Origin of the sequence: Aestuariivirga sp. (genome assembly GCF_020252395.1) — a bacterium.
Taxonomy (GTDB): Bacteria; Pseudomonadota; Alphaproteobacteria; order Rhizobiales; family Aestuariivirgaceae; genus Aestuariivirga.
In genome coordinates this window covers 330050-355926 of record NZ_JADCDB010000002.1, presented here as the reverse complement: position 1 = coordinate 355926, position 25877 = coordinate 330050, and the positions used below count along the sequence as shown (strand labels likewise).

The window sequence follows — 25877 nt, the reverse complement described above, 5'->3', positions numbered from 1 at the left end:
GGCCAAAAACGCTCATGAACTTCATCATTCGCACAACCCTTCGGGCTTCCGTCCGGCTCATGCTGACCCCCAAAAAAGGGCCAGCCTACCGGACAGATCGTGTGCTACTTAAACCGGTCATATCGTGTGCTACCGACAGGCAGTGACATTGGCCCTTGTCAGGCTTCGCCCAGCGTGCCATACAAGACTGCCACTCAAGACGTAAGTCATTGAAAAACAAGAAGGCCTCGTGGCGGAGTGGTTACGCAGAGGACTGCAAATCCTTGCACCCCGGTTCGATTCCGGGCGAGGCCTCCACATCTTCCACACTGGCGAGGACCGGGGAGAGCCGCTCAGCCGTGGTGGCCGGCCCGGGTGATCAGGCTGGCTGCGCAGCCGCGGGCTTCCGGGCCGCTTGGCGAAGCGTCAATGAAGTGTTACACTTCTCTGTATGGACAAGTTGACACCTCTCCTTGACCGCGCGCCCACACCGGAGGCCATCCGGCTGCTTTCGCCGAAAGACTTGCCGCGGCTGGCGAATGAACTCCGCGCCGAGGTGATCTCGGCGGCGGCGGAGACGGGCGGCCATTTCGGCGGCGGGCTGGGCGTTGTGGAACTCACCGTGGCGCTGCACTATGTGTTCGACACGCCGCGCGACAAGCTGATCTGGGATGTGAGCCATCAGGCCTATCCCCATAAGATCCTTACGGGACGGCGCGAGCGCATCCGCTCCATCCGGCAGCGTGGCGGGCTCTATGGCTTCACCAAGCGCGAGGAGAGCGAATACGACCCCTTCGGCGCCGCTCACAGTTCGACCTCGATCTCCGCCGCCCTCGGCATGGCGCTGGCGCGTGATCTTACCGGCGGCGGCAACCATGTGATCGCGGTGATCGGCGATGGCGCCATCACCGGCGGCATGGCCTGGGAGGCGATGAACCATGCCGGCAGCCTGCCGAGCCGCCTCATCGTCATTCTCAACGACAATGGCATGTCGATCGCGCCAGCCGTGGGCGCGCTCAACGGCCACCTCGCAGCACTGCGCAGGGGCAAGCTTCCCAGCGTCTTCGAGGGCCTTGGCTTCCGCCACGAGGGTCCGGTCGATGGGCATGACATGAAGGCCCTGCTCGCCAGCCTGCGCCGGGCGCGCGACACGGAGGAATCCGGCCCCATCCTCATCCATGTTGTCACCGAGAAGGGCCGTGGCCATCCCTTCAAAGCGCCGGACAAGGAGAAATATCACGCCGTCGGCAAGTTCGATCCCGTCACCTTCGCCTTCAAGACGGCCAAGGCCAATGCGCCAACCTTCACCCAGGTCTTCGCGGCAAGTCTGATCGCCGCCGCCGAACGCGACCCGAAGCTGGTCGCTATCACCGCGGCCATGCCGTCGGGCACCGGGCTCGACATCTTTGCGGAACGGTTTCCTAACCGCACCGTCGACGTGGGCATTGCCGAACAGCATGCCGTGACGCTGGCCGCGGGCCTCGCCAGCGAAGGCATGACGCCGGTCTGCGCCATCTATTCCACCTTCCTGCAGCGCGGCTTCGACCAGGTGGTGCACGACGTGGCGCTGCAGCGGCTTCCCGTGCGCTTCGCTATCGACCGCGCGGGCCTCGTGGGCCAGGACGGGGCCACCCATGCCGGTTCCTTCGACCTGGCCTATATGGCGATGCTGCCCGGCATGGTGGTGATGGCGCCGGCGGACGCTTCAGAATTGCGCCGCATGGTGGCCACGGCCGTCGCCTATGACGAGGGCCCCATCGCCTTCCGCTACCCGCGCGGCGAGGCGGCCGGAACCGACGATGCGCTGGAACGCCGCCCCCTTGCCATCGGCCGCGGCAGACTGCTGCGCGAAGGCACCGATGTTGCCATTCTGTCGCTGGGCGCCAGGCTGGAGGCGGCCCTCGCGGCGGCGCAAGAACTGGCGGCGCTGGGCATCGCGGCCAGCGTGGCGGATGCCCGCTTCTGCAAACCGCTGGACACCGAGTTGGTCGAAGGCCTGGCCCGCCACCACCCGCTGCTGGTGACGGTGGAGGACGGCGCCATCGGCGGCTTTTCATCCCACGTGCTGCAGCACCTCGCAGCGAAGGACCTGCTGGGCCGCACGCGCCTGCGCGCCGTTACCCTGCCGGACCGCTTCGTGGCCCATGGCGCGCCCGCCGAGCAATATGCCGACGCAGGCCTCGACAGCCGCGCCATCGCAGCGGGAATCCGGGCCGCACTTGCGACCTGACACAGCGCTTTTCCACCGTGGCAGAGGGATGTCCCGCCCGCGCAGAAAGTGCTTTTCCCGGCTGATCCCCTCTGCTATAGCGCCGATCTGAAATTCCCCGATAGCTCAGTTGGTAGAGCATTCGACTGTTAATCGAATGGTCCCTGGTTCGAGTCCAGGTCGGGGAGCCAACCTTCCTCCGCAGCGCGAAAGATCAGGCCTCGGAGGCCGCCTTCGGGCAGCGCTTGGACAGATCCACGTTCTTCAGCATGTTGCGGCGGGACGGCGTGAAGCCGCCCGGCGCATGTTCCGATCGGGCGGAATCATCTCATCGGCAAGAACATGCGCCAGATCATGCTGCAGCAAAACGCGCCCGCAGTTTGGCCGCAATTGGGTGGCGAACGGGCATTGTGCCTGCTATGCATTTCCGCACCGCTTGGACATTCCGCCGCCTTCTGCGGTCGCATCGGGATCACGGCAGAACAGAAAGCTCGAAGGAGACCACAGAATGAACCTCAAGTTCCTTACCCGCGCCGCAGCCATGGCGGCGGGTCTTGCGCTCGCGGCATCGGTGGCCGGCGCCGCCGAACCCGCCAATCCGCATATTCCGCTGCAGAAGACCATTGGACAGCCGCAGGCTCAGGCCCCGGTGCCCTCGCTCGGCGTGATCAATTCCGACGGCGCCACGCTGGAGGGCAACACGCTCACCCTCACCGGCGTCACCCGGAGCGTCATCATCTTCGCCGACCGCCCGGTGCGCGCCGCCGGACACGAAACCACGGAGCTTTTCATCTCACGCTGGGGTGACGGCAAGGACAGCTTCAAGAAGGACCCGCCCAACGCCACCGTCTCCGTGCTGGGCGGCGACAAGGACGGCGTGACCGATGCGGTTGTAGTCCTTAAGAACCCCAAGCTTGACGGCGCCACGCTGACCTTCGACGTTGACGTGCTCGAAGGCGACCTGAAGGGTCTCAAGGGCCCGGCGGCGGTGTTCATCGACTGGTTCGCGGCGGGTCCGCGCGGCTTTGCCGTTGGCGGTGCCGGCTGGCACGGCGGCTACCACGCCTGGTACGGCGCTCCGGTTGCGGCCGGGATTGCGGCCGGCGCGGTCGCCGGTGCGGCCGTCGGTGCAGCTGTCGCGCACCCCTACGGCTACTACGCTCCCCCGGCTTGCGGCTATTATCCCTATCCTCCCTGCTACTGAGCATCGCGAACCGATTGACGCAGGGCGCCCGTCTATCCGGCGCCCTGCTGTTTTGCAGGCATGGCCTCCTGCCTCAGCGACGCGATGAAGCGCCGCCCCGCCGGTTGGCGATTTGACGGAATCCGCCCGCTGGGGCATCACTATCCCCATGGATATCAAGCAAGACGTCATCGCCGCCATCGGCAACACGCCGCTTATCAGGCTCCGCAAGGCTTCCGGGCTCACCGGCTGCACCATTCTGGGCAAGGCCGAGTTCATGAATCCCGGCCAGTCGGTGAAGGACCGTGCGGCCCTGTTCATCATCCGCGACGCCATTGCGCGGGGCGAATTGAAGCCCGGCGGCACCATCGTCGAGGGCACGGCGGGCAATACCGGGATCGGCCTCACGGTGGTCGCCAATGCCATGGGCTTCCGTACGGTGATCGTCATCCCCAACACCCAGGCCCAGGAGAAGAAGGACGCGCTGCGCCAACTGGGCGCCGAGCTCGTTGAGGTGCCGGCCGTTCCCTACAAGAACCCCAACAACTACGTGAAGTATTCGGGCCGGCTTGCGAAGGCCATGGGTGCGGTCTGGGCCAACCAGTTCGACAACACGGCAAACCGCATGGCCCATATCGAGGGCACCGCGCCCGAGATCTGGCGCCAGACCGATGGCAAGGTCGATGGCTTCGTTTGCGCCGTCGGCTCCGGCGGCACGCTGGCGGGCGTCTCCATGGGCCTCAAGTCCTTCAATCCGAACATCAAGATCGCGCTGGCCGACCCAATGGGAGCGGCGCTCTATAACTACTACAAGCACGGCGAGTTGAAGGCCGAGGGCTCCTCCATCACCGAAGGCATCGGTCAGGGCCGCATCACCGCGAACCTCGAGGGCGCCATCGTCGACGACGCCTTCCAGATCCCCGATGCGGAAGCGATCCCGATCGCCTTCGACCTCCTCGAACACGAGGGCCTGTGCATGGGCGGCTCGACCGGCGTCAACGTGGCGGGTGCCATCCGCATGGCGAAGCAGATGGGCCCCGGCCACACCATCGTGACCATCCTTTGCGACTATGGCACGCGCTATGCGTCCAAGCTCTTCAACCCCGCCTTCCTGCGCGGGAAGAACCTGCCCGTGCCGGCCTGGCTCGAGAAGACGCCGGACGTGCCGAACGTCGCGCAAGAGGTCCCGGCTTGACCGCGGCCCTGCTGTTCCGTGACGACGCCTATCTGAAGGACTGCGAGGCGACAGTCACCGGCATCAACGGCAAGGGCGGCATCCTGCTGGACCGCACGGTGTTTTACGCCACCGCCGGCGGCCAGCCGGGCGACAAGGGCACGCTTCGCTGGGACGGCGGCACCGTCACCATCGCCACCACCGTCTATGACGAGGCGAAGGACGTCGTCCACGTCCCCGCCGAAGGCACGACGCTCCCCGGCGTCGGCTCCAGGGTGACGCTCATCCTCGACTGGGCCAACCGCTACCGCAACATGCGCGCCCACACGTTGATGCACCTGCTCTGCGCCTCGGTGCCCTTCCCCGTGACGGGCGGATCGATCGGCGAGGATGGCGGTCGCATCGACTTCGACATCCCAGAAGGCCAGATCCCCGGCAAGGCCGAACTCACCGCCACGCTCAACCGCCTGATCACCGAAGACCATCCCGTCTCCTTCCGCTGGATCACGGATGAGGAGATGGCAGCGAACCAGCATCTGATCCGCACCATGTCGGTGAAGCCGCCGATGGGCACGGGGTCTGTCCGCCTCGTCATGATCGGCACCGACGGCAAGGTGGACCTCCAGCCCTGCGGCGGCACGCATCTCTCCTCCACCGCCGCGATTGGCCCCGTGGTGGTCGCCAAGATCGAGAACAAGGGCAAGATCAACCGCCGCATCAGGGTGGCCTTCCAATGAGCAACGACATCGTCTCAACCCAGTGGCTTGAGGATCACCTCGGCTCCCCCGACATCGCCATCATCGATGCCTCCTGGCACCTGCCCACGGCCAACCGCGATGCCAGGAAGGAATTTCGCGACGCGCATATCCCCGGCGCCCAGTTCTTCGACATCGACGAACTCTCCGACACCACGTCGAGCCTCCCCCACATGCTGCCGAGCCCGGAGAAATTCTCCTCGCGCATGCGCAAGATGGGGATCGGCGACGGCAAGCGCGTCATCGCTTATGACTCGGTGGGTCTCTTCTCCGCCGCGCGCGCCTGGTGGATGTTCAAGGTCTTCGGCCATGACGACGTTGCCATCCTCGACGGCGGCCTCAAGAAATGGCTGGCGGAGGAACGCGCCACCGAGGACGGCCCGGCCCTTCCCTGCCAGGAGCGCCACTTCACCGCCCGCTTCAAGGGCTCCATGGTGAAAGACATGAGGGACGTCGCCGCGGCGCTGAAATCGGGCACCGCGCAAGTTGCCGATGCCCGCTCCGCCACCCGCTTCCGCGGCGAGGAGGTGGAGCCGCGCGCGCATGTCCGCGCCGGTCACATGCCCGGCGCGAAGAACGTCCATTATGCGAGCCTCCTCAACCCCGACGGCACGCTGAAGTCCCGCGAGGACATCGCCGCCACCTTCAAGGCCGCCGGCATCGACCTTGCCAGGCCCGTCATCACGTCCTGCGGCTCAGGCATCACCGCCGCCATCCTCTCACTGGGCCTCACCCTCACGGGTGCGCGCGAGCATGCTCTTTATGACGGATCGTGGACCGAATGGGGCGGGGATCCGGATGCGGCGGCCGCGACGGGCGCGTGACACGGGTTTACACGCGAGCCTGCAAGCCGGACAGGGGTGGAGGGCAGGCCTGCGGGTGGCGGGCGACGCGCGCCGCACTCCCGGTGGATCCACCGGTAGCCCCCATGCCGGAAGCCACCTCCTGCCGCCCAAATCCTGCCGCGTTTTCAAGGTGTAGCAACAAGTGCGCCGGTGCCTATGCTTGCGCGTGGTTATTGTGTATTTAAGACCCAATGGGGCCATTGTGGGGATCATCGGATGCGCTTGTGGGTGAATGATCGACGCGGAGTGGCGGCATTGGCGCTGCTGGCCCTGGCGCTGGCGGGCTGCGCGGGCTTTCCCGGCATGGGCAAGCCCAGCGCCACGGACGTTCCTTCCGTGATGACCGCAGCCGAAATCCGCACCACCCTGGCCGGCCGAAGCTGGCGCTTCCAGGGCCCCAACAACACCGGCACCACGCTTTATGCCGAGGACGGCTCTTCGCTGGTCGAGGTCGACGGCAAGGGCAAAACCAAGGGCAAATGGATGACCAAGGACGGCCAGCTCTGCGAGAGCTTCGATCCCTCTCCGCCTTGGCTGCCGGGCGGCGTGCCGATGAGCTGCTATCCCTTCGCCCGCGGCACGGCACCCAACACCTATCAGGCCGGCAAGGCGGTTTTCTCGCCCGCCTCCTAGGCCTCTGCCGCCACATTTGGGCCACAGCCTGTCCAAGATGATGCCCCGCGCAGGCCCGATAGGCTTTGCCGACAGCGGATTGATGTTTGGGGTTGATTTGATGGTTTCGCGGCGCCTGCTGCTGATTTCCGGCCTTGCCCTTGGCTTTGGCGGCCGCACTGCTTTCGCACAGTTCTATGGCAATGAAACGGACCCCTTCGGCGGCATGGAGGCGGGGCCGGATGCGGGCGGCGAGCTGTTCGACCCCGACCTGCTGCCGCCCGCCGAAAGCCCCATTGACTTTCCCGTTCCCATCATCCCCGACCGCCGCATCAAGAAGAAGTTCCGCCGCCAGATGGTCGCGTTCGACGGACCGGAGGAGCCGGGAACGCTGGTCGTCGACCCCGACAACCGCTTCCTCTACCACGTGCTCGCTTATGGCTCCGCAATGCGTTATGGCGTGGGCGTGGGCCGCGCCGGCTTCGCCTGGGAAGGCTATGCCCAGATCGGCATGAAGCGGCGCTGGCCGCGCTGGGTGCCGCCGCGCGAGATGGTGGAACGCGATCCGCGTGCGCGCGAATGGGTTAACGGTCAGCCCGGCGGCCCGGACAATCCGCTGGGCGCCCGCGCCCTCTACCTTTATGCCGGCGGACAGGATACGCTTTACCGCATCCATGGCACCAACGAGCCGCAGTCGATCGGCAAGGCCATGTCATCGGGCTGCATCCGCATGCTGAACCAGGATATCGCAGAGCTCTACGACCAGGTGATCGTCGGCACGCCGGTCACCGTGCGCCCGTCGCGGGGGGCCTGAGCCATGGCGGGCCTCAGCACCATCGCCTTCGATGCCGACGACACGCTGTGGCAGAATGAGACTTTTTTCCGCTTGACCGAGCAGCGCTTCGCCGAACTCCTCTCCGGACATGGCGCGCATGAGGTGATCGCGGCGAAGCTCCTGGAGGCCGAGCGCCGCAACCTGCGCTTCTATGGCTTCGGCGTGAAGGGCTTCACGCTCTCGATGATCGAGACGGCGGTGGAGGTGACCAATGGCCAGGTCTCCGCCTCCGTCATCGCCGAGATCCTGAGCTTCGGCCGCCAGATGCTGCAGAACCCGGTGGAGACGCTTCCCCACGTCAAGGACACACTCGATGAGCTGGCGGGGCAGTACCGCATCCTGCTCATCACCAAGGGCGACCTGTTCGACCAGGAGCGCAAGCTGGCGCAGTCGGGGCTCGGCGACTATTTCTCCGCCGTCGAGATCGTCAGCGAAAAGACGGCGGAGACCTATGAGCGCATCTTCACCCGCCATGGCGACGGGCCGCAGCGCGCCATGATGGTGGGCAATTCGCTCAAATCCGATGTCGTGCCCGCGATCCGCGCCGGAAGCTGGGGCGTCTACGTGCCGCATGACCTGACCTGGGTGCTGGAGCACGAGGAGGCCCCGGAGCATGAGCCGCGCTACCGCCGCATCGCCGCACTGGATGCACTTCCCGGCCTCATCGCCCAAATGACTTGATGGCTCCTGCCGCCTGTGGCACATGCGGCCAACCGTCCAAGGACTGACCGATCTTGAAGAGACACCTGCTCCACATCCTCGCCGCCGCCGCGCTGGCCCTGCCGCTCGCCGCCTGCGCCGGCCCCAAGGGCGTGCGCATCACCAATGACGGCCAGTCCGCCACCACGGCGAAAACCCCGGTTCCGATCACCAACTTCACGGCGGACCAGATCAAGACGGCCATCACCGGCAAGACATTCCAGTACACGCGGCCGGACGGTAACGGCTTCGTCACCTACAACGCCGACGGCACCTTCAGCTTCCAGGATGACGCGAAGGGCGGCGGTGTGGGCAAGTGGACAGCCAACGGCACGCAGTTTTGCGAGACCTGGGGCAAGGGTGCTCAGGAGTGCGGCATGTTCAAGAACACCGGTGACGCCTTCTTCGCCTCCAACTCGCGCCTCGTCGAGATGAAGACGTAAGGGTCTTTCCTACTCGTTCAGGAACGGGTTGGTCTCGCGCTCCTGCCCGATCTGGCAGAGCTGGCCATGGCCCGGCAGGCAGACCACGTCATCGCCCAGCGGATAGAGCTTGTCCTTGATCGAGCGGATCAGAGTCGCATGGTCGCCCCGCGGAAAATCGGTACGGCCCACGGAGCCCTGGAACAGCACGTCGCCCACCAGCGCGAAGCGGTTCGCGTCGTTGAAGAACACGACAGACCCCGGCGTGTGCCCTGGTGCTTCGTAAATCTTGAATTCAAGGTCGCCCACGGTGACGGTGTCACCGTCCTTCAGCCAGCGGTCCGGCTTGACCGGGCGGGCTTCGAACCCATACTTCGCGCCTGTCGCGGCGAGGTCGTCGAGCAGGAACGTATCCTCCTCGTGCGGGCCCTCGATGGGAACTCCGAGCGTCTCCGCCAACTCCGCCGCGCCGCCCGCATGGTCGATGTGGCCATGGGTGAGCAGAATCTTCTCTATCCTGACGCCCGACTGACTGATGGCATCGAGGATCACCGGAACGTCGCCGCCAGGATCGACGATGGCGCCCACCTTCTTCGCCTCGTCATAAACGAGCGAGCAGTTCTGCTGGAACGGAGTGACCGGGATGACGAAGGCTTTCAACTGTGTCATGGCGGCAGTGCATAGCTGCGCCTCAATCGCCGCGCAACCGCCTTGCCCGGCGAGGAGCGGCCCTCTAGAGCTTGTTGAACAATAGTTCAAATAACCCCAGAGACCATGCCAACAGCCGAGAGCTCATCGCGCACCGGGATCATCATAGCCGCCCTGGCAACGGTGGGCGCGTGCGACATTGCCTTCGGCCTGACACTGCAGCTGATCCCGCTGCTGATGAACGAACGCGGCTGGCCCGCATGGGCCATCGGCCTCAACTCCGCCATGGGTCCGATCGGCATCCTGATGGCCGGGCCCTTCCTGCCGCGCATCATCGCCCGTGCCGGCACCAAGCGCAGCGTGCTGGTCATCATCGGCGTGCTGGTCGTCAGCCTTGCGGCCATCAGTTCGCTTCCTGTCTGGATGTGGTTCCCGCTGCGCTTCTTCTTCGGGCTGTCGACGGGTGCCCTCTTCGTGGTGAGCGAGGCGTGGATCCTCTCAGCCGCGACCAGCGAAAATCGAGGGCGGGTCATGGGCATCTACACCTCGCTGCTCTCCGTCACCTTCGCCACCGGGCCGCTGATCCTGCCGTGGACAGGCATTCAAGGCTTCCTGCCCTGGGGCATTGGCATCGTCTGCATCCTCCTCGCCATCCTGCCGCTCGCCTTCGTCAAGGTGTCGGACGAGCAGTTCCAGAGGCACGCGGGCAGCAGCAGCTTCTTTGGCTTCGTGCGCCGCGCGCCCATGCTGCTCTATGCGATTGGCGCGGCAACGCTGTTCGACAATGTGCTCATCGCCTTCTTCACCATTTATGGTATCCGGAACGGACTCGACCTTGCGGTGGCCAGCCGTGTTCTGGGCATCGGCATCATCGGTAACGTGCTGCTATCCTATCCGCTGGGCTGGCTTGCCGACCACTGGTCGCGCAAGGCGGTGATGTATCTCTCCGCGATGCTGACCGTGGTCCTGTCGCTGAGCCTGCTCGCCGTCATCGGGCACTGGTCGGTGTGGCCGGTCATGATGGTGCTCGCCCCCATGGCCTTCGCGACTTACGTCGTGGGCCTCGCAACCATGGGCGACACATTCAAGGGTCCGGACCTGATGGCGGGGACCGCGGCGGTCGCCACCATGTGGGGCGTGGGGGGCCTCATCGGACCGCCGGTGGCGGGTGCTGCCATCGACCTCTTCGGCATCCACGCCATGCCGCTGACCCTTGCCTTCTTCTATGTGCTGCTGCTGGCGGGTCTCGTCGTAACGGGCGGCAAGCTGGTGCGGAGAGCGCCACGTGGATAGGCAGCGTTTTATCAACCTGCTGGCAGCCATAGCCGCCATCACCGTGTTTGGCTTCACCTTCGGGCTGATGTTCCCGCTGCTCTCGCTCATCATGGAGAGCCGCGGCATCCCTTCGCAATGGATCGGCTACAACGCCGCCATGCACCCCGCCGGCATTGTGCTCTCGGTCTTCGTCATTCCCTATGTGGTGAAGCGCTTCGGGGCCAAAAAAGCCGTGATCGGCGCGGGGCTGCTGACGGCGGCGGTGATCGTCTCCTATCCCTTCTTCCCCATATTCTGGTGGTGGTTCGGTTTCCGCGTCCTTCAGGGCTTCTTCGTGTCGATCCTCTTCGCCATCAGCGAAGCCTGGATCGTCAAGTTCTCGGAGGGTGCGTGGCGCTCGCGCATCCTCGCGCTTTACACCTCGATTCTCGCCTTGAGCTTCGGCGGCGGCCCGGCGATCATCGGCCTCACCGGAACGGAAGGGGCGCTGCCCTTTCTCGTAGGCGCGGCGGTGCTGCTTTTCGCCATCATCCCCATCTTCTTCGTCAAGGACGAAGAGGTGGACAGCGAGGACGAGACGCCCCTCTCCGTCATCGCCTTCGCCAGGAAGGCGCCGATCCTGCTCTTCGCGGTCGGCATGTTCGCCATCCTCGATGCCGCCAACCTCAGCTTCCTGCCGGTCTATGCGGTCAAGAAGGGTTTCGACCAGGACATGGCTGCCTTGGCCCTCACCGCCTTCGTGCTGGGCAACACCGTGCTGCAATTTCCCATCGGCTGGTGCGCCGATCACTTCAACAAACGCTGGGTGATGGTGGGCTGCGGCGTGTTGAGTGGGACGAGCTCCTTCCTGGTGCCTTTCGTCTTCGGCACATGGATGCTGTGGCCGGTGCTGACCGTGATGGGGGCGGCGGCGGCTGGCATCTACACGGTGGCGCTGGCGGAACTGGGCGAGCGCTTCTCCGGCCATGAACTGGTCACCGGCACGGCCTCCTTCTCGACGATGTGGGGTCTTGGCGCGCTGGCAGGCTCGCTGGTGGCCGGCTGGTCCATTGCGGGCTTCGGACCGGACGGGCTGCCCTTCACCATGGCGGCGGTGTTCATGGTGTTTGTCATCTCGGCGACCGTCGGCGCCACGGGGGAGCGGCGTCCTGCCCGCTGAGCGCAGCCGCCGGTCTGGACTTTCCGTGGCGGGGCGTCGATTGTTGGCCTTCCGTGATTCAAGCCCTCTTCGCTACGGGGACCTAAGCCATGCCCGAACAGCAAACCGCCGGCGCCGCGGCCAGCCAGCTTTCGACCGTCCGTGACTTCCTGCGCTGGGCGCTGTCCGAATTCCGCGCGGCCAAGCTGGTGCATGGCCATGGCACCACTTCCGCTACCAATGAAGCGGCCTTCCTGATCCTTGAGGCGTTGCACCTGCCTGTCGACGACATCAACCCTTGGCTCGACGCGCGCCTGCTGGAGGCCGAGAAGCAGAAGCTGGCCGCCCTCATCCGTGCACGGATCGATACGCGCTTGCCCGCGGCCTATCTCGTGAAGCGCGCCTATATTCAGGGCGTGCCCTTTTATGTGGACGAAAGGGTGATCGTGCCGCGTTCCTATATCGGCGAGCTGATGTTCTCCGGTGTCTTCGGCGGCGGCGAGGCGTCTCTGATCGAGGACGCCGCGGCCGTCACCAGCGTTCTTGACCTGTGCACGGGCTCCGGCTGCCTCGCCATCCTCGCCGCGGGCATCTTCCGCGATGCGGAGGTGGATGCGGCTGACCTCTCTGCCGATGCGCTGGAGGTGGCGCGCATCAATATCGACGAGCATGACGTTGCGGACCGCGTCAGCCTGCTGCAAGGGGACCTGTTCGACGCGGTCGAGGGCCGCAGCTATGACATCATCATCGCCAATCCGCCCTACGTGGCGGGGGGCGAGGTTGCGGCCTTTCCGCCGGAATATGGGCATGAGCCGGTGATGGCGCATCTGGGTGGCGAGGACGGGCTTGACATCGTGCGCCGCATCCTTGGCGAGGCCGCGGATCATCTGAACCCGGGCGGCGGTTTGCTGTGCGAGATCGGCACCGGGCGCGAGCGGCTGGTGGACAACTATCCGCAGCTCGACTTCCTGTGGCTCGACACCGAGGAGTCCGAGGGCGAGGTATTCTGGATCACCCGCGAGCAACTGCTGGAAGCTGCGCTCTGATTACTTCCGCAGGCCCGAGGCGAGCGCGAGATTATCGTACATGCGCCTGGTCATGCGCTCCATCTGGGGCATGAGCGGAAAGGCCTCGCGCACCAGCCGGGGATAGGCGCCGGCGCCGCGGTGCTTTTCGAGATTGGCGACATAGCTTGGCAGCGACGACCACGAGGCCACGGTCTGGGGCGAGAATTCGCAATGGAACTGCGTGCTCATGGCATGCTCGCCAACGGCCAGCGCCTGCACGCGTGTGCGGGCCGAGGAGGCCAGCACGCGCGCCTGCTCCGGCACGCGCTTCACCTCCGCCATATGCCACTGCATGACCTTATGGCTCGGCTCCAGCCCCTGCATGAGCCGGTGTGACGCCGCTTCCGCGGTGAGCGTCACATCGAAAACGCCAACCTCGCCCTCCTCCGCCAGCGCCACCTCGCCGCCGAGCGCTGCCGCCAGCAGCTGGTGGCCGAGGCAGACACCGAAGTAAGGCTTCGCGCGTTCGGCCACCCATTCGCGGATCGCCTGCTTTTCGGCGGCGAGCCAGGGGAACTGGTCCTCCTGCCAGGTATCCTGCGCGCCGCCGAGCACGAAGAGGACGTCATAGGGCGCGAGCGGCGGAATCTCCTGGCCCTCGAACAGGCGCACCGGCTCCGGCACAATGCCGTCGGCCGCGAAGAAATCGACGAAACGGCCCGGATGATCATGATCCATGTGCTGGAAGACGAGTGCGCGCATCATTGCAGAACCCCGTTGCCCCGGGGGCGTCCTCGGACCCGGGCGATGAAGCGGATTGACGGAAAATCGCCCCAATGTCGAGACTCGGACATGAGACCCGATCGCATTGCTGGCACGCGCCGGGGCGGCGGCGCAGCCGTGCTGCCAGGCCCTGCCGGGGCCCGGCCGAACATCAGTCGATCTGCAGGTTCACGGCCTGGGGGCCGCGGCCCTTCTTGTCCGGCTGAACCTCGAAGCTGATCTTCATGTTTTCCGAGAGTTCGGGGATGCCGGAGCGCTGCACGGCCGTGATATGCACGAACACATCCTTGCCGCCGCCCTCCGGCGAAATAAACCCGTAGCCCTTCGCTTGGTTGAAAAACTTGACAGTGCCGTTCTGGCGCATCGAAACAGCGTCCCTCATCCAGTCTTTTCTTGACGCCGGCCGCCGCCGCCTGCGAGGCGGCGCCGGACTGGCCTCAGCCGCGCAACAACGGAAAGGCACTTTCCCCGGAACGGGGATACGGGTCTTGATCAGTTGAACCGCATAGCCGACATCCGGACTTGCCGCCCGGACAGATTTGATTATGAGCCACCTATGCGTTATCCGCAAGAGGGCCCCTCGCGGCAGGCGGGGCTACCACTTATGGTCTAAGACGTGGAAATGATTCGTTCTCTTGCCCTTTGTGCCGCGGCTGCGGGCGTTCTGGCAGCCGCCCCTTCTCCTGCGGCTGCCGGCACCCGGCACAGCACGGAATTCACCACCTATGCCGTGAACGGCCGCACACCCGCCGAAATCTACCGCTCTATCCTGGCCCGGGGGCCGACGGTCGCGGCCGTGAAGGCGATCGCCGCCACGTCGGTGCGCGGCGTGCAGAGCTACAGCATGCTCCAGGATGGGTCCACCTGCCGGGTCACCGAGCATCGCCTCAGTTTCCGTTTCGTGGTGCAGCTCCCGCGGCCCTCGAAGCTGCAGGCCCTGCGTCCGAAGGACCGCGCCTTGTGGCAGCAGTTCTCCGTCTTCCTCAAGGCCCATGAATTGCAGCATATCGATCTGTGGCTTGGTTGCGCGGCGGAACTGGACCACGCGGTGATGTCCATCAAGGCGCCCAACTGCAAGTCCACGGCCCGCAAGACAGAGAAGCTGTGGCGCAACATGCAGGCAAAGTGCGACAGGCTGCAAACGAATTTCGACCGGGAGCAGCGCGGCGAGCTCCTGGCGCAGCCCTTCATGCAACGCGTCATGCGCGGCGACTGACCGCCCGGCGCCCTTAAGCGCCTTTCAGCACGCGGCCGGCAACGGCATCGAGCTTCGCGAGGAGCCGCGGATCGCGCTTCCCGGGCGCCGTCATGACGGCGAAGTCCAGCGCGCGGTCGGAGCCTGCCGGGCATGGCGGATGCTGGCGCGGGAACTCCTTCGCAATGCGCGCCATCAGGCGCGTGGCATTGCCGGAATTGGCCTTCAGCACCTCGATCACCTTGGCGACATCCACCGCGCCGTGCTCCTCGTGCCAGCAGTCGTAATCGGTGACCATGGCGACGGTGCAGTAGCTGATTTCCGCCTCGCGCGCGAGCTTCGCCTCCGGCATGTTGGTCATGCCGATCACGCTGGCGCCCCAGTTGCGGTAGAGCTGCGACTCGGCCAGCGTAGAGAACTGTGGCCCCTCCATCACGATGTAGACGCCGCCGCGCGCATGAGCGATGCCCTCGGCCTTCAGAGCCGCCTCGGCAATGTCCTGCAGCACCGGCGAAACCGGGTGCGAGAAGGGCACGTGGCCCACGCAGCCGGTGCCGAAGAAGCTCTTCTCGCGCGCAAAGGTGCGGTCGATGAACTGGTCGACAAGCACGAAGGTGCCCGGCGGCAGGCCGATGTCGAGCGAGCCCACGGCAGAGAGCGAATAGAGGTCCGTCACCCCTGCCCGCTTCATGATGTCGATGTTGGCGCGGTAGTTAATGGAGGACGGCGAATAGACGTGCCCCCGGCCATGGCGCGGCAGGAAGACCACGGGCAATCCGTCGATCTCGCCACGGCGCACAGCGTCCGACGGCTCGCCCCAGGGCGAGGCGATTGTCTCCCAGCGGGCGTCGTCCATGGGGAGGTCATAGATGCCCGAACCGCCGATGATGCCCAGAACCGATGCCGCCATGAACCGCTCCTCCTGACTGGCAGAGGATGCCCCAGACCGGCCAAAACGAAAAGGCCCGGGACGCGCGCCCGGGCCTTTCACCATTCGTCCGGAAGATCAGTGGACCTTCGCCCACACCTTCTTCATGCTGAGATACAGCAGCAGAGCGAGCACGCCAAGGAAGATCAGGACCATGAATCCGGTGCGCTTCCTCTCCTCCATCTTCGGTTCCGCCGCCCAGGCAAGGAAGGCGGATACGTCGCGCGACATCTGGTCGACCGTGCTGGGTGTGCCGTCGTCGAAGGTCACCTGGTCGTCCGACAGGGGCGGCGCCATGCCGATCCATGGGCCATTGGCAAAGTAAGGGTTGTGATACTTGCCCTCGGGCTGCTCCTTCTTGAGCTCCTCCGTCAGCTGGTCATCCGGCGTGTAGCCGGTGAGCACCGAATAGACATACTGCGGGCCGCCGATGCCGTTGATCAGCTGGTTGATGGTGCCGTACCAGCCGGGGCGCGACTTGGTGATGAGCGACAGGTCCGGCGGATAGGCGCCGCCATTGGCCGCGCGCGCCGCCTGTTCGTTGGGGAAGGGCGAGGGGAAGCGGTCGGACGGCAGGCCCGGGCGCTCGAACATCTCGCCGTCATTGTTCGGGCCATCCTGCACCTGGAAGCTGGCAGCGAGCGCCTTCACCTGCTCATCCGAGAACTCTGGCCCGCCCGGCTGGGACAGGTTGCGGAAGCTCATCTGGTGCATGGCGTGGCAATTGGCGCAGACTTCCTTGTAAACCTTGTAGCCCCGCTGCAGCTGCGCGCGGTCGAAGTGGCCAAAGGGCCATTCGAAGCTGAAGCTGATGTCCTTGGCGGTCTTCTGGCCTTCGGCGGCCTGTGCCGCGCCCAGCGACAGCACGAGGCCCGCCGCCGCAATGGCGAGTGTCTTGAGTAAGGTCATTGTCATTTCCCCCAGATCACTCGGCAGGCACGGCAACCGTGGACGGATGGTTCTTCGCGAGCACCGCGTCGGAGATTGACGCGGGCAGCGGTTTGGGCGTCTCGAGCAGGCCGAGCAGCGGCAGGATCACGAGGAAGTGCGCAAAGTAGTAGGCCGTGGATATCTGGCCCACCAGCTTGTAGGTCAGCGCCCACTGATCCGGCGGGGCCGCCTCGTGGCTCAGGAAGTAATTGTCCGGCGCGCCCGAGCCGGCGAAGCCCAGGATGATGCAGTTGAGCACGAACAGCCAGAAGAACTGCTTGAAGATCGGCCGGTAATTGCCCGAGCGCACCTTCGAGGTGTCGAGCCACGGAAGCGCGAACAGGATGAGGATCGAGCCGAACATGGCGATGACTCCGCCGAGCTTGTCGGGGATGGCGCGCAGGATCGCGTAGAACGGCAGATAATACCACTCCGGCACGATATGCGCGGGCGTCACCAGCGGGTTCGCTTCCTGGTAGTTTATGGCGTGGCCGAGGTAGTTCGGCGCGAAGAAGACCCAGGCCGCGTAGAACATCAGGAAGATGACGATCGCGAAGGCGTCCTTCACCGTGTAATAGGGGCTGAAGGGGACCGTATCCTGCGGGCTCTTCACCGACACGCCGGTCGGATTGTTGTTGCCGACCACATGCAGCGCCCAGATGTGCAGGACAACGAGACCGGCGATCACGAAGGGCAGCAGGTAGTGCAGCGAGAAGAAGCGGTTCAGCGTCGGATTGTCCACCGAGTAGCCGCCCCACAGCATGGTGGTGAGCGAGTCGCCGACGAAGGGAATTGCCGAGAACAAATTGGTGATGACCTTGGCGCCCCAGAACGACATCTGGCCCCAGGGCAGCACATAGCCCATGAAGGCGGTGGCCATCATCACGAGATAGATCAGCACGCCGATCATCCACAGTACTTCGCGCGGCGCCTTGTAGGAGCCGTAATACATGCCGCGGAACATATGGATGTACACGGCGATGAAGAACATCGACGCGCCATTGGCGTGCATGTAACGCAAGAGCCAGCCCGAGTTCACGTCCCGCATGATGTGCTCGACGGAGTTGAAGGCCATGTCGACATGCGGCGTGTAGTGCATGACGAGCACCACGCCGGTGACGATCTGGATGACCAGCATGACGGCCAGAATGCCGCCGAAGGTCCAGAAGTAGTTCAGGTTCTTCGGGGTGGGGAAATCCAGCGCCTGGCCCTGCACCATGTCCATGATGGGAAGGCGCTCGTGGAACCACTTGCCGAAGGCCGACTTGGGCTGGTAATTCGATGCGTGTCCGCTCATTGAGGTTGGTCCTTCTTAGCCGATGCGGATCTTGGTGTCGGAGAGATAGGCATATTGCGGAATGTGCAGGTTCTCGGGCGCCGGGCCTTTGCGGATGCGGCCGGCGGTGTCATAATTGGAGCCGTGGCAGGGGCAGAACCAGCCGCCGTGCTTCACATTGCCCTCCACCACCGCATACTCGCCCTCGTTGCCGATCGGCACGCAGCCCAGGTGGGTGCACACGCCCATCATCACGAGATACTGTTCCTTGCCGCCCACCACGCGGTTGGCGCCGGTCGCGGGGTCGCCATCGGGAAGGTTGGCGTTGCGGGCCAGCGGGTCCTTGAGGTCGCTCACGGCCACCTTGCCGGCGGCCTCGATTTCGGCGGGCAGCCGGTGGCGGATGAACACCGGGTTGCCGCGCCATTTGATGGTGATTTCCTGGCCTTCGGCGATGGGGGCGAGATCGACCTCGACCGATGCCAGCGCCAGCACCGAGGCGTCGGGGTTCATCTGGTTGATGAATGGCCAAACCGCCAGCGCTGCGCCGACGGCCGCCACCGATCCGGTGGCGATATAAAGAAAATCGCGCCGGTTGGTTTCCGCATGTTCCGCTGTGGACACGTCTCTTCTTCCTTTTGTTGCCGCGCCGGACCGTACAGAGAGATATACGGCACGGCATTCCCCGGCGCTCAAACCCGCGACCTTTTGGCATTGCGCCAAAAATAAGTCTAGCCATCAAGTGTCGCAGTCGGCAGGCAATGCAGGGCGCACGCAAGGCCCCGGAACTGGACGTAAAACGCCCGAAATCGCGCTCCAACAGCCGGACATCGCCTCAATGCCGCAACCATCCTGAGGGATGTGCGCCGATTTCGGCCTAACCTGCCGCATCATCGGGTCCGCCGGCGTCGTGCTGAGCGATCCACGGTTCCGCCGGGCCGGCATGGAATACCTCGACAAGGCGGCCCTGGTGACGGATGCGTCTTCAGGGGACTGCCGTCGCGCCAGCGCGCGACGGCGAAGCTTTCTGATGACCACCACGGCAAGCTTTCCCGTCTGCGGCTTCGCATTCAGAACGCACGATCTTATCCCGACAGGACGCGAGAGCCTAGTATTGGTAAACATAATCACCCGGGTGTTGAGGCCCGGGTGATCGTCCCCATGCGGTGAGGACTGCGCTCGCTCAACGCTGCGCCCGCCTATGCCATCAGCACGGGCGAGGCGCCGTTAGTTGCTACTTCGTGATGGTATTGTAAGCCTGGGCGGCCCCGATCTTCTTGAAAGCGTTATTCAAGTCTGCGGCAGTCGTCACGTCGAAAAAGAAGTCAGACTTGTTTGCCACTGAGCCGCTGGCGCAATTATCCCGCAACAAGGCGTAGTAACTGCTGGTCGGATCCACCTGCAGAGCGACCACATAGATTGCGATCTTGCTGTTTTTGACGTTTGCGCAAACCGCCTTCGTGTCATCTTCGGACCGTTTGAGATTAGCTTGCCGCTGGGCAGGCGTGTAGGACATTTTCCATATCATATCCATGCTGTCGAAAAGGTTGTTAGCCTTTACGGGAAAGCCGGTGTTCTCGCCATCGGTAATCAGCACCAGCGATTTTCGAACATCTCTGAGTTTGACCTGCGCGGACGTAAAACCCGAGTTCAGCGGATAGTCGTTATCGATCACAGTGCCACCGGGCGTCGTGGTTTCCGTGGTGAGCATGTTCCAAGCCCAGACCAAGCCGGCGGGAATGTAGGTCAACCCGGACGTATGCAACGCCAGCGCGTCGATCCTCGCCTTCAGCCAATCTGGCGCTTTCACCTGTTGATTGTTAACGGTGAAGGTGTCCGTCGAGGAAACGAGATCGGTAACGGCCGTTCCGCAATTATTGTTGTTCCACATGCCATAATACGGCTTCGCCACGGTGTTGACGATCGTGGTGCTCTCCGGCGGCTGGCGGTACCACAAACAACCATACCAAGTTTCTGGATTGGTGGTAATCACCTTGGTGTAGGTCACTTGCTTCCACCCCCCCGTGCAGACATTGGTGCACTGGGTAGAAGTGTGGGTGCAAGAATAAGGGATGCCGTCCTTATAGCACCAAGTGGTGGTTGTGACGGTCTTGCAGTTAGTTGCCGTCCAACCTTGACATTGATTTTCCGTTACGGTTATGGTTTTTTGGGAGTATGGGGTCCTTGGGGTGAAGGTCAGCCACTTCTGAAGAGAAGTCTGGCTCGTGGCGTTGAAATAGGAGGATGTCGAACTGTTGATCCTGATGAAGCCGGAGAAAGGGACAAGACCAATCTTGACGTTATCCCACTTCATCAACTGGTCAACCAAATTCTTGGCGGCAGTCTTCAGAGCGGCCAACTTGGTGACGGGTGGATTTGTAGTGAGCGGGTCGCCCATGGACGAAGTCGCGTCCAATGCGATCACAAGTTCGACCGGCGACGGGCGCGGGCGCTTGGCGGTGCTGGTGACAGTAACTGGAATTGCGGAGGCGAACATCTTGTAAAACGTCACCGGCACCGAGCCCTTGAGGGTGACGGAGACGGTATCCTCGTCACCTACATTCGCATTGTTCGGATCGGCCGGGGTGTAAACGGCGGAGAAATCACTGGCCTTATTCAGGTCGTAATCCACCAGTCCGTAACCGCTGGTCGATGGGGAAAGGGCGTTGGCGCTGATATAGGCTTTCGCTGTCTTTCGCAGCTGTTCGGTAATCTGTTCATCGGTTACGCCGGTTGTCTCGACGATGGAATCGACAGCCGCGGCCTTTACCGCGGAATCCACCGCCTTCTGCAGGTTGCTGCGCACATACATGGCCTTGCCGATGTCCACCGCCGCGGCAGTCGCCATCACAGCGCCCATGAGCAATGCCGCGGTCAAAACTGCGACTGCTCCTTTCTCGCTCTGCCTGTTCCGCTTTTTCTGACTGTTCCGCTTCATCAAACTATCCCCCAACAATGATTATCTCATCATTACATTCTCCTTAGGATAACATAGCCACCAAGCTGAACGCAACAACATTCACCTAAAAGTTATCAATACGCTCCTTCCACCGGTTCCTCGCCTGCGCTGTTCAGCCCGCCGCTGCAGGTGCTAAGCTTGCGGGGCAAATGCAGGAATCGAAGATGACCGACACCCTCTCCGCCCGCCAGGACGCCGCCCGCCGCTGGTTCGAAACCCTCCGGGACCGCATTTGCCGGGCGTTGGAGGAGATCGAGGGGGGCCCCTTGTTCGAACGTAAGGCCTGGGAACGGCCGGACGGCGGCGGCGGCGTGATGTCCATGCTGCACGGCAAGGTGCTCGAAAAGGCGGGTGTCCATACGTCAACCGTGCACGGGGAATTCTCGCCCGAGTTCCGCAAGCAGATCCCCGGCGCCGAGGAGGACCCGCGCTTCTGGGCCTCCGGCATCTCGCTGATCGTCCACCCCCGGAACCCCTTCGTCCCGGCCGTCCACATGAACACCCGCTTCATCGTGACGACCAAAACCTGGTTCGGCGGCGGGGCTGACCTCACCCCGGTGCTGGACCGCCGCCGGGTGCAGGACCATCCGGATTCGACCGATTTCCACGCCGCCATGAAGGCCGCCTGCGACGCGCACGAGGTGGCGGATTACGCCAAGTTTAGAAAGTGGTGCGACGAGTATTTCTTCCTGCCGCACCGGAATGAGCCGCGCGGCATCGGCGGCATCTTCTATGACCACTTTAACTCGGGCGGCTGGGAGAAGGATTTCGCCTTCACCAAGGATGTCGGGCTGGCCTTTCTAAAGGTCTATCCGGAGCTGGTTCGCCGGAACATGAATATGCCGTATACGGAGGATGACCGCGAGGAGCAGCTCGTCCGCCGCGGCCGTTATGTGGAATACAACCTGCTCTATGACCGCGGCACGATCTTCGGGCTGAAGACGGGAGGAAACGTCGAGTCGATCCTCTCCTCCATGCCGCCTGTCGTGAAGTGGCCCTGAGGAAGAACAGCCCCATGGACCTGCGCAACGGTTTCGACATCAAGCGCTACATCCGCACCATTCCGGACTATCCCAAGCCCGGGGTGATGTTCCGCGACATCACCACGCTGCTCTCCAACCTGCATGGCTTCCGCGCCGCGGTGGACGAGCTGGCCTGGCCTTTCCTTAGGGGCGAGATCGACTATGTTGCGGGGATCGAGGCGCGCGGCTTCATCCTCGGCGGCGCGGTGGCGCACAATCTGGGCCGCGGCTTCATCCCCATCCGCAAGAAGGGCAAGCTGCCCTCGCGCGTCATCGGGCAGGACTATGCTCTGGAATACGGCGTCGACACCATCGAGATGCATGCCGATGCAATCTCGAAGGGCGACCGCGTGCTGCTGGTCGACGACCTGATCGCCACCGGCGGCACGGCGGGCGCCGCGATCGACCTGATCCGCAAATCCGGCGGCGAAGTGGTGTCCGCCGCCTTCGTGATCGACCTGCCCGAGCTCGGCGGTGCGGCGAAGCTGAAGGCCAAGGGCGTAAAGGTTCACACGCTGGTGAGCTTCGAGGGGCATTGATGTCAGGCGGGAGAAGACATCAGGGCCTTCCCGGCGTCAGCACCTTGCCTTCGAAGGAAAACACCAGTTCGCCCTTCTGGTTGAAGCCCTCGTTCATCGCAAACACCAAGCCCCAGCCGGGGCGCGAGTTGAGTTCGCGCTTGCCCGTCACCGTGGTGCGGCACGAAATCGTGTCGCCCGGCGTCACCGGCTTCAGCCAGCGCAGGTTGTTGAAGCCGGGCGACGGCCCCAGCACCGCAGGCTCCCGGCCCTGCGCGCGAATCTCAGCCTCGGCTCTCTGGTTGGTTGCCACATAACACTTCATCCAGGCAGCACCCGTGTGCCAGCCGCTGGCCGAGAGCACGCCGAAGGGGCCATTGCGGCCGCCCTCATCGCTCAGGTGGAAGGGCTGCGGGTCATATTGCGTCGCGAAGGCGATGATCGCCTCCCTGGTGAAGTGGTGCGTGCCGAGGTCGACCACCTGGCCGATCTCGATCTCTTCCAGCCACAGCCCGATCATGGATGCCTGACCTTCATGAACTGGATGCCGATGATGTCGCCCTTAAGCTCGCCTTCGGTATTGAACAATTCGAATTTCATCTTGAGGATTCCCATCTCCGGCCGCTTGGCGGAGACGCGGCGCGAGAGAACCGTGGCACGGCCGGTGAGCGTCTCGCCGGCCAGAACGGGCTTCAGCCAGCGGCCTTCCTCCATGGAGTTCGACGCCATGGCGGCAGAGCGATTGGCATAGCCCTCGACCGACAGGCGGATCAGAATGGCGAAGGACTGCCAGCCGGAAGCGGCCAATCCTCCGAGCACGGAACGTTCGGCCTCCGCCTCGTCGACATGGAAGGGTTGCGGGTCCCATTCCTGCGCAAAGGCGATCACCTCGTCCTTCGACAGGTGATAGGTGCCGAAGGTAATGACATGCCCTTCGGGGAAGTCTTCATAATGCAGCAGGCCGGACGTCAATTGCGCCTCCCTCTGGCCGACGCCGGCCCCAATTACGTATTGAACCGGAAATGCATGACGTCGCCGTCCTTGACGACATAGTCCTTGCCTTCCAGCCGGAACTTGCCCGCCTCGCGCGCGCCCGCTTCGCCATTGCCGGACACATAGTCCTCATATGCAATGGTCTCGGCGCGGATATAGCCCTTTTCGAAATCGGTATGGATCACGCCCGCCGCCGCCGGGCCCTTGGTGCCCTTGGTGATCGTCCAGGCGCGCGCCTCTTTCGGACCCACGGTGAAATAGGTGACGAGGTGGAGAAGATCATAGCCCGCGCGGATCACGCGGTTGAGGCCCGGCTCCGCGAGGCCCACGGCATCGAGGAAATCCTTCTGGTCCTGCGGCGCCATGACGGCGATCTCGGATTCGATCTGGGCGGAGACGACGACGGCCACCGAATTCTCTTCCGCCGCGCGCTTGAACACGCGGGCCGAGAACTCATTGCCCTTGTCAGCCGAGGATTCTTCCACGTTGCAGACATAGAGCACGGGCTTGGAGGAGAGCAGGCCGAGGCCACGGAAGGCCTTTTCCTCTTCCGCCGAGCGCTCGACGAGGCGGGCGGGCTTGCCGTCGCGCAGCAGGGTGAGGGCGCGGCCCATCAGGCCGGCGAGTTCCCTCGCTTCCTTGTCGCCCTGCTTGGCCTTCTTCTCGATGTTGACGATGCGCTTTTCGAGCGAGTCGAGGTCGGCCAGCATCAGCTCGGTCTCGATGGTCTCGATGTCGGCGATGGGGTCGATCTTGCCTTCGACATGCGTGATGTCGCCATCCTCGAAGCAGCGCACGACATGCGCGATGGCGTCCGTCTCGCGGATATTGGCAAGGAACTGGTTGCCCAGCCCCTCACCCTGGGACGCGCCGCGCACCAGGCCCGCGATATCGACGAAGGTGAGGCGCGTGGGGATGATCTGGGCGCTCCCTGCGATCTTCGCCAGCACGTCAAGCCGCGGGTCGGGCACCGCCACGTCGCCCACATTGGGCTCGATGGTGCAGAAGGGATAATTCGCCGCCTGGGCCGCCGCGGTCTGCGTCAGCGCGTTGAAGAGCGTGGACTTGCCGACGTTGGGGAGGCCCACGATGCCGCACTTGAAACCCATCAGTTCTCTGCCTTCTTTGCGGGCTTCTCTGGAGCTGGATTGAGCGCCAGATGCACCTTGTTCTGGAATGAGCCTTCCCCGCCCCTGACGAGAAGCGGCATGTTGCCGGCGGTGGCCGTCAGGAGCGGCTCCAACCAGGCGCGGTCGGCCTTGGCGAAGTCGCTCAGCACATAGCCGTGCACAAGTTCCTTGTGGCCCGGGTGGCCGATGCCCATCCGCACACGGACGAAATGCGGGCCGCAATGCGCGATCATCGAGCGGATGCCGTTGTGGCCCGCCGCCCCGCCGCCGAGCTTGACCCTCACCTTGCCGGGCTCAAGGTCCAACTCGTCATAGAGCACGATAACCCGTGACGGATCGATGTCGAAGAAGCGCATCGCCTCGCCCACCGACCGGCCACTTTCGTTCATGTAGGTCTGGGGCTTGAGGAGCAGCACTTTATCAGCTCCCATCAGCCCTTCCGAGGTTTCGCCCTGGAAGCGCTTCCTCCACGGCGAAAAGCCATGGCGGCGGACGATCTCGTCCACCGCCATGAAGCCGATATTGTGCCGGTTGCCCTGATATTTGGAGCCCGGATTGCCGAGCCCCACGATGAGGTGCATCTGGCCCTCTTGCTGAGAAGATTACTTCTTCTTGGCCGGAGCGGCAGCGGCAGGCGCTGCGCCCTTGGCAGGGGCAGCACCCTTGGCCGGAGCCGCACCCTTGGCCGGAGCGGCAGCCGCGGCAGCAGCCGGAGCCTTCTGGTTGGTCGCCGGCACTTCAGCCGCGGCGGCCTCCGCCGGGGCTTCCTCTTCCTTGGCCTGGGCGGTGACGGCGCAGAGCGTCACGTCCTCCGTCACGGCAGACTTCACGCCCTCGGGCAGCTTGATGTCGGAAAGATGGATCGACTGGCCGATCTGCATCGCCGAGACATCGACGGCGATCTCGTCCGGGATGAGGTTCGCCGTGCACGACAGCGCCACCGTGTGCGACACGATGTTGAGCGCGCCGCCCTGCTTGATGCCGGGGGACACGTCCTGGCCCTTGAAATGCACGGGCACGTTGACGCGCACGCGGGCATCCTTGCCAAGGCGGAGGAAGTCGACGTGGACGATGAAGTCGCGCACCGGCTCGAACTGCACGTCGCGCGGAATGGCGCGCACGGTCTGGCCGTCAACCTCGAGGTCGATCAGCGTCGAGAGGAAACGGCCGGTCTCGATATGGGGGAGCACGTCGCCGTAGGTGAGCGAGATAAGCTGGGGTTCTTGGCGGTCGCCATAGACGACACCGGGAATGAGGCCGGTACGGCGGACTGCGCGAGAGGCCCCCTTGCCTGCCCGGGCGCGCGTGGCGGCCTTGAGCTGCACGATCTTGGACATGTTAGTCTCCTGAGTATGATTGATC

General features: G+C 64.1%; 28 protein-coding genes and 2 tRNA genes. 17 read left to right on the top strand and 13 right to left on the bottom strand.

The window, feature by feature from the left end; translation table 11 throughout:
* Positions 1–223: 223 nt before the first annotated feature.
* From IOC82_RS03085 to IOC82_RS03035, 11 genes are all read left to right on the top strand, one after another.
* Positions 224–297, top strand: a tRNA-Cys gene (locus IOC82_RS03085).
* A 133-nt stretch (positions 298–430) separates the two neighbouring features.
* Positions 431–2209, top strand: a complete 1779-nt coding sequence (locus IOC82_RS03080; protein ID WP_290544696.1) for a 1-deoxy-D-xylulose-5-phosphate synthase — start codon at positions 431–433, stop codon at positions 2207–2209.
* Between the two features lie 94 nt (positions 2210–2303).
* Positions 2304–2379, top strand: a tRNA-Asn gene (locus IOC82_RS03075).
* A 317-nt stretch (positions 2380–2696) separates the two neighbouring features.
* Positions 2697–3392, top strand: coding sequence for a hypothetical protein (locus tag IOC82_RS03070; protein WP_290544695.1), 696 nt, complete (start codon positions 2697–2699; stop codon positions 3390–3392).
* A 148-nt stretch (positions 3393–3540) separates the two neighbouring features.
* On the top strand, positions 3541–4566 hold the full coding sequence (locus tag IOC82_RS03065; RefSeq protein ID WP_290544694.1) for a cysteine synthase A: 1026 nt from the start codon (positions 3541–3543) through the stop codon (positions 4564–4566).
* Positions 4563–5282 carry an alanyl-tRNA editing protein gene (locus IOC82_RS03060; RefSeq protein ID WP_290544693.1) on the top strand — a complete coding sequence of 240 codons (720 nt, stop codon included), beginning with the start codon at positions 4563–4565 and terminating at the stop codon, positions 5280–5282. Before IOC82_RS03065 ends, IOC82_RS03060 begins: the two co-directional genes overlap by 4 nt.
* Entirely contained in the window at positions 5279–6124 is an 846-nt protein-coding gene (sseA, locus tag IOC82_RS03055) for a 3-mercaptopyruvate sulfurtransferase (protein ID WP_290544692.1), read from the top strand. The genes IOC82_RS03060 and sseA overlap by 4 nt, the downstream gene beginning before the upstream one ends.
* A gap of 276 nt (positions 6125–6400) precedes the next feature.
* Positions 6401–6778: a hypothetical protein gene (locus tag IOC82_RS03050; RefSeq protein ID WP_290544691.1), complete on the top strand. Its 378-nt coding sequence runs from the start codon at positions 6401–6403 to the stop codon at positions 6776–6778.
* Positions 6779–6878: 100 nt separating this feature from the next.
* Positions 6879–7571, top strand: a complete 693-nt coding sequence (locus IOC82_RS03045; protein ID WP_290544690.1) for a L,D-transpeptidase — start codon at positions 6879–6881, stop codon at positions 7569–7571.
* A 3-nt stretch (positions 7572–7574) separates the two neighbouring features.
* Positions 7575–8273: an HAD family hydrolase gene (locus IOC82_RS03040; protein WP_290544689.1), complete on the top strand. Its 699-nt coding sequence runs from the start codon at positions 7575–7577 to the stop codon at positions 8271–8273.
* A gap of 53 nt (positions 8274–8326) precedes the next feature.
* Positions 8327–8734 (top strand): hypothetical protein, encoded by a 408-nt coding sequence (locus tag IOC82_RS03035; protein ID WP_290544688.1) that lies wholly within the window; start codon positions 8327–8329, stop codon positions 8732–8734.
* Between the two features lie 9 nt (positions 8735–8743).
* Here IOC82_RS03035 and IOC82_RS03030 read toward each other — a convergent pair whose 3' ends face one another.
* Positions 8744–9382, bottom strand: coding sequence for an MBL fold metallo-hydrolase (locus IOC82_RS03030; protein ID WP_290544687.1), 639 nt, complete (start codon positions 9380–9382; stop codon positions 8744–8746).
* Between the two features lie 105 nt (positions 9383–9487).
* Between IOC82_RS03030 and IOC82_RS03025 the strand changes: the two genes are divergently transcribed.
* From IOC82_RS03025 to prmB, 3 genes are all read left to right on the top strand, one after another.
* Positions 9488–10654, top strand: a complete 1167-nt coding sequence (locus IOC82_RS03025) for an MFS transporter (protein ID WP_290544686.1) — start codon at positions 9488–9490, stop codon at positions 10652–10654.
* On the top strand, positions 10647–11795 hold the full coding sequence (locus IOC82_RS03020; protein WP_290544685.1) for an MFS transporter: 1149 nt from the start codon (positions 10647–10649) through the stop codon (positions 11793–11795). Before IOC82_RS03025 ends, IOC82_RS03020 begins: the two co-directional genes overlap by 8 nt.
* A gap of 89 nt (positions 11796–11884) precedes the next feature.
* Entirely contained in the window at positions 11885–12820 is a 936-nt protein-coding gene (prmB, locus tag IOC82_RS03015) for a 50S ribosomal protein L3 N(5)-glutamine methyltransferase (RefSeq protein WP_290544684.1), read from the top strand.
* Here prmB and IOC82_RS03010 read toward each other — a convergent pair whose 3' ends face one another.
* Complete coding sequence (locus IOC82_RS03010; RefSeq protein ID WP_290544683.1) at positions 12821–13546, bottom strand: type 1 glutamine amidotransferase; 726 nt, start codon at positions 13544–13546, stop codon at positions 12821–12823.
* A 169-nt stretch (positions 13547–13715) separates the two neighbouring features.
* Positions 13716–13928, bottom strand: a complete 213-nt coding sequence (locus IOC82_RS03005) for a cold-shock protein (protein WP_111195722.1) — start codon at positions 13926–13928, stop codon at positions 13716–13718.
* A 258-nt stretch (positions 13929–14186) separates the two neighbouring features.
* On the opposite strand from IOC82_RS03005, the gene IOC82_RS03000 reads away from it, so the two are divergent.
* Positions 14187–14780 (top strand): DUF922 domain-containing protein, encoded by a 594-nt coding sequence (locus IOC82_RS03000; protein ID WP_290544682.1) that lies wholly within the window; start codon positions 14187–14189, stop codon positions 14778–14780.
* 13 nt (positions 14781–14793) lie between these two features.
* Here IOC82_RS03000 and IOC82_RS02995 read toward each other — a convergent pair whose 3' ends face one another.
* The 5 genes from IOC82_RS02995 to IOC82_RS02975 form a co-directional block, all read right to left on the bottom strand.
* Positions 14794–15669 (bottom strand): S-methyl-5'-thioadenosine phosphorylase, encoded by an 876-nt coding sequence (locus IOC82_RS02995; protein ID WP_290544681.1) that lies wholly within the window; start codon positions 15667–15669, stop codon positions 14794–14796.
* A 96-nt stretch (positions 15670–15765) separates the two neighbouring features.
* Positions 15766–16596, bottom strand: a complete 831-nt coding sequence (locus IOC82_RS02990; RefSeq protein WP_290544680.1) for a cytochrome c1 — start codon at positions 16594–16596, stop codon at positions 15766–15768.
* A gap of 16 nt (positions 16597–16612) precedes the next feature.
* The gene (locus IOC82_RS02985) at positions 16613–17914 is read right to left on the bottom strand and encodes a cytochrome b/b6 (RefSeq protein WP_290544679.1); all 1302 of its coding nucleotides are present in this window, start codon (positions 17912–17914) and stop codon (positions 16613–16615) included.
* A gap of 15 nt (positions 17915–17929) precedes the next feature.
* The gene (gene petA, locus IOC82_RS02980; protein ID WP_290544678.1) at positions 17930–18517 is read right to left on the bottom strand and encodes a ubiquinol-cytochrome c reductase iron-sulfur subunit; all 588 of its coding nucleotides are present in this window, start codon (positions 18515–18517) and stop codon (positions 17930–17932) included.
* 610 nt (positions 18518–19127) lie between these two features.
* Complete coding sequence (locus IOC82_RS02975; RefSeq protein WP_290544677.1) at positions 19128–20831, bottom strand: pilus assembly protein; 1704 nt, start codon at positions 20829–20831, stop codon at positions 19128–19130.
* A 185-nt stretch (positions 20832–21016) separates the two neighbouring features.
* Between IOC82_RS02975 and hemF the strand changes: the two genes are divergently transcribed.
* The gene (gene hemF, locus IOC82_RS02970) at positions 21017–21853 is read left to right on the top strand and encodes an oxygen-dependent coproporphyrinogen oxidase (RefSeq protein ID WP_290544676.1); all 837 of its coding nucleotides are present in this window, start codon (positions 21017–21019) and stop codon (positions 21851–21853) included.
* Positions 21854–21867: 14 nt separating this feature from the next.
* Entirely contained in the window at positions 21868–22413 is a 546-nt protein-coding gene (locus tag IOC82_RS02965; protein ID WP_290544675.1) for an adenine phosphoribosyltransferase, read from the top strand.
* 19 nt (positions 22414–22432) lie between these two features.
* On the opposite strand, the gene IOC82_RS02960 is transcribed toward IOC82_RS02965, so the two are convergent.
* Genes IOC82_RS02960 through IOC82_RS02940 form a run of 5 tightly spaced genes read right to left on the bottom strand, consistent with a single transcriptional unit; the run spans position 22433 to position 25852 of the window.
* Positions 22433–22912, bottom strand: a complete 480-nt coding sequence (locus tag IOC82_RS02960; RefSeq protein WP_290544674.1) for a MaoC family dehydratase — start codon at positions 22910–22912, stop codon at positions 22433–22435.
* Positions 22909–23364 carry a MaoC family dehydratase gene (locus IOC82_RS02955; RefSeq protein WP_290544673.1) on the bottom strand — a complete coding sequence of 152 codons (456 nt, stop codon included), beginning with the start codon at positions 23362–23364 and terminating at the stop codon, positions 22909–22911. The genes IOC82_RS02960 and IOC82_RS02955 overlap by 4 nt, the downstream gene beginning before the upstream one ends.
* 32 nt (positions 23365–23396) lie before the next feature.
* On the bottom strand, positions 23397–24494 hold the full coding sequence (gene ychF / locus IOC82_RS02950) for a redox-regulated ATPase YchF (RefSeq protein ID WP_290544672.1): 1098 nt from the start codon (positions 24492–24494) through the stop codon (positions 23397–23399).
* A complete protein-coding gene (gene pth, locus IOC82_RS02945) occupies positions 24494–25096 on the bottom strand; it encodes an aminoacyl-tRNA hydrolase (RefSeq protein WP_290544671.1) in 603 nt (200 codons plus the stop codon). The genes ychF and pth overlap by 1 nt, the downstream gene beginning before the upstream one ends.
* 21 nt (positions 25097–25117) lie before the next feature.
* Complete coding sequence (locus tag IOC82_RS02940) at positions 25118–25852, bottom strand: 50S ribosomal protein L25/general stress protein Ctc (RefSeq protein ID WP_290544670.1); 735 nt, start codon at positions 25850–25852, stop codon at positions 25118–25120.
* Positions 25853–25877: the final 25 nt, after the last annotated feature.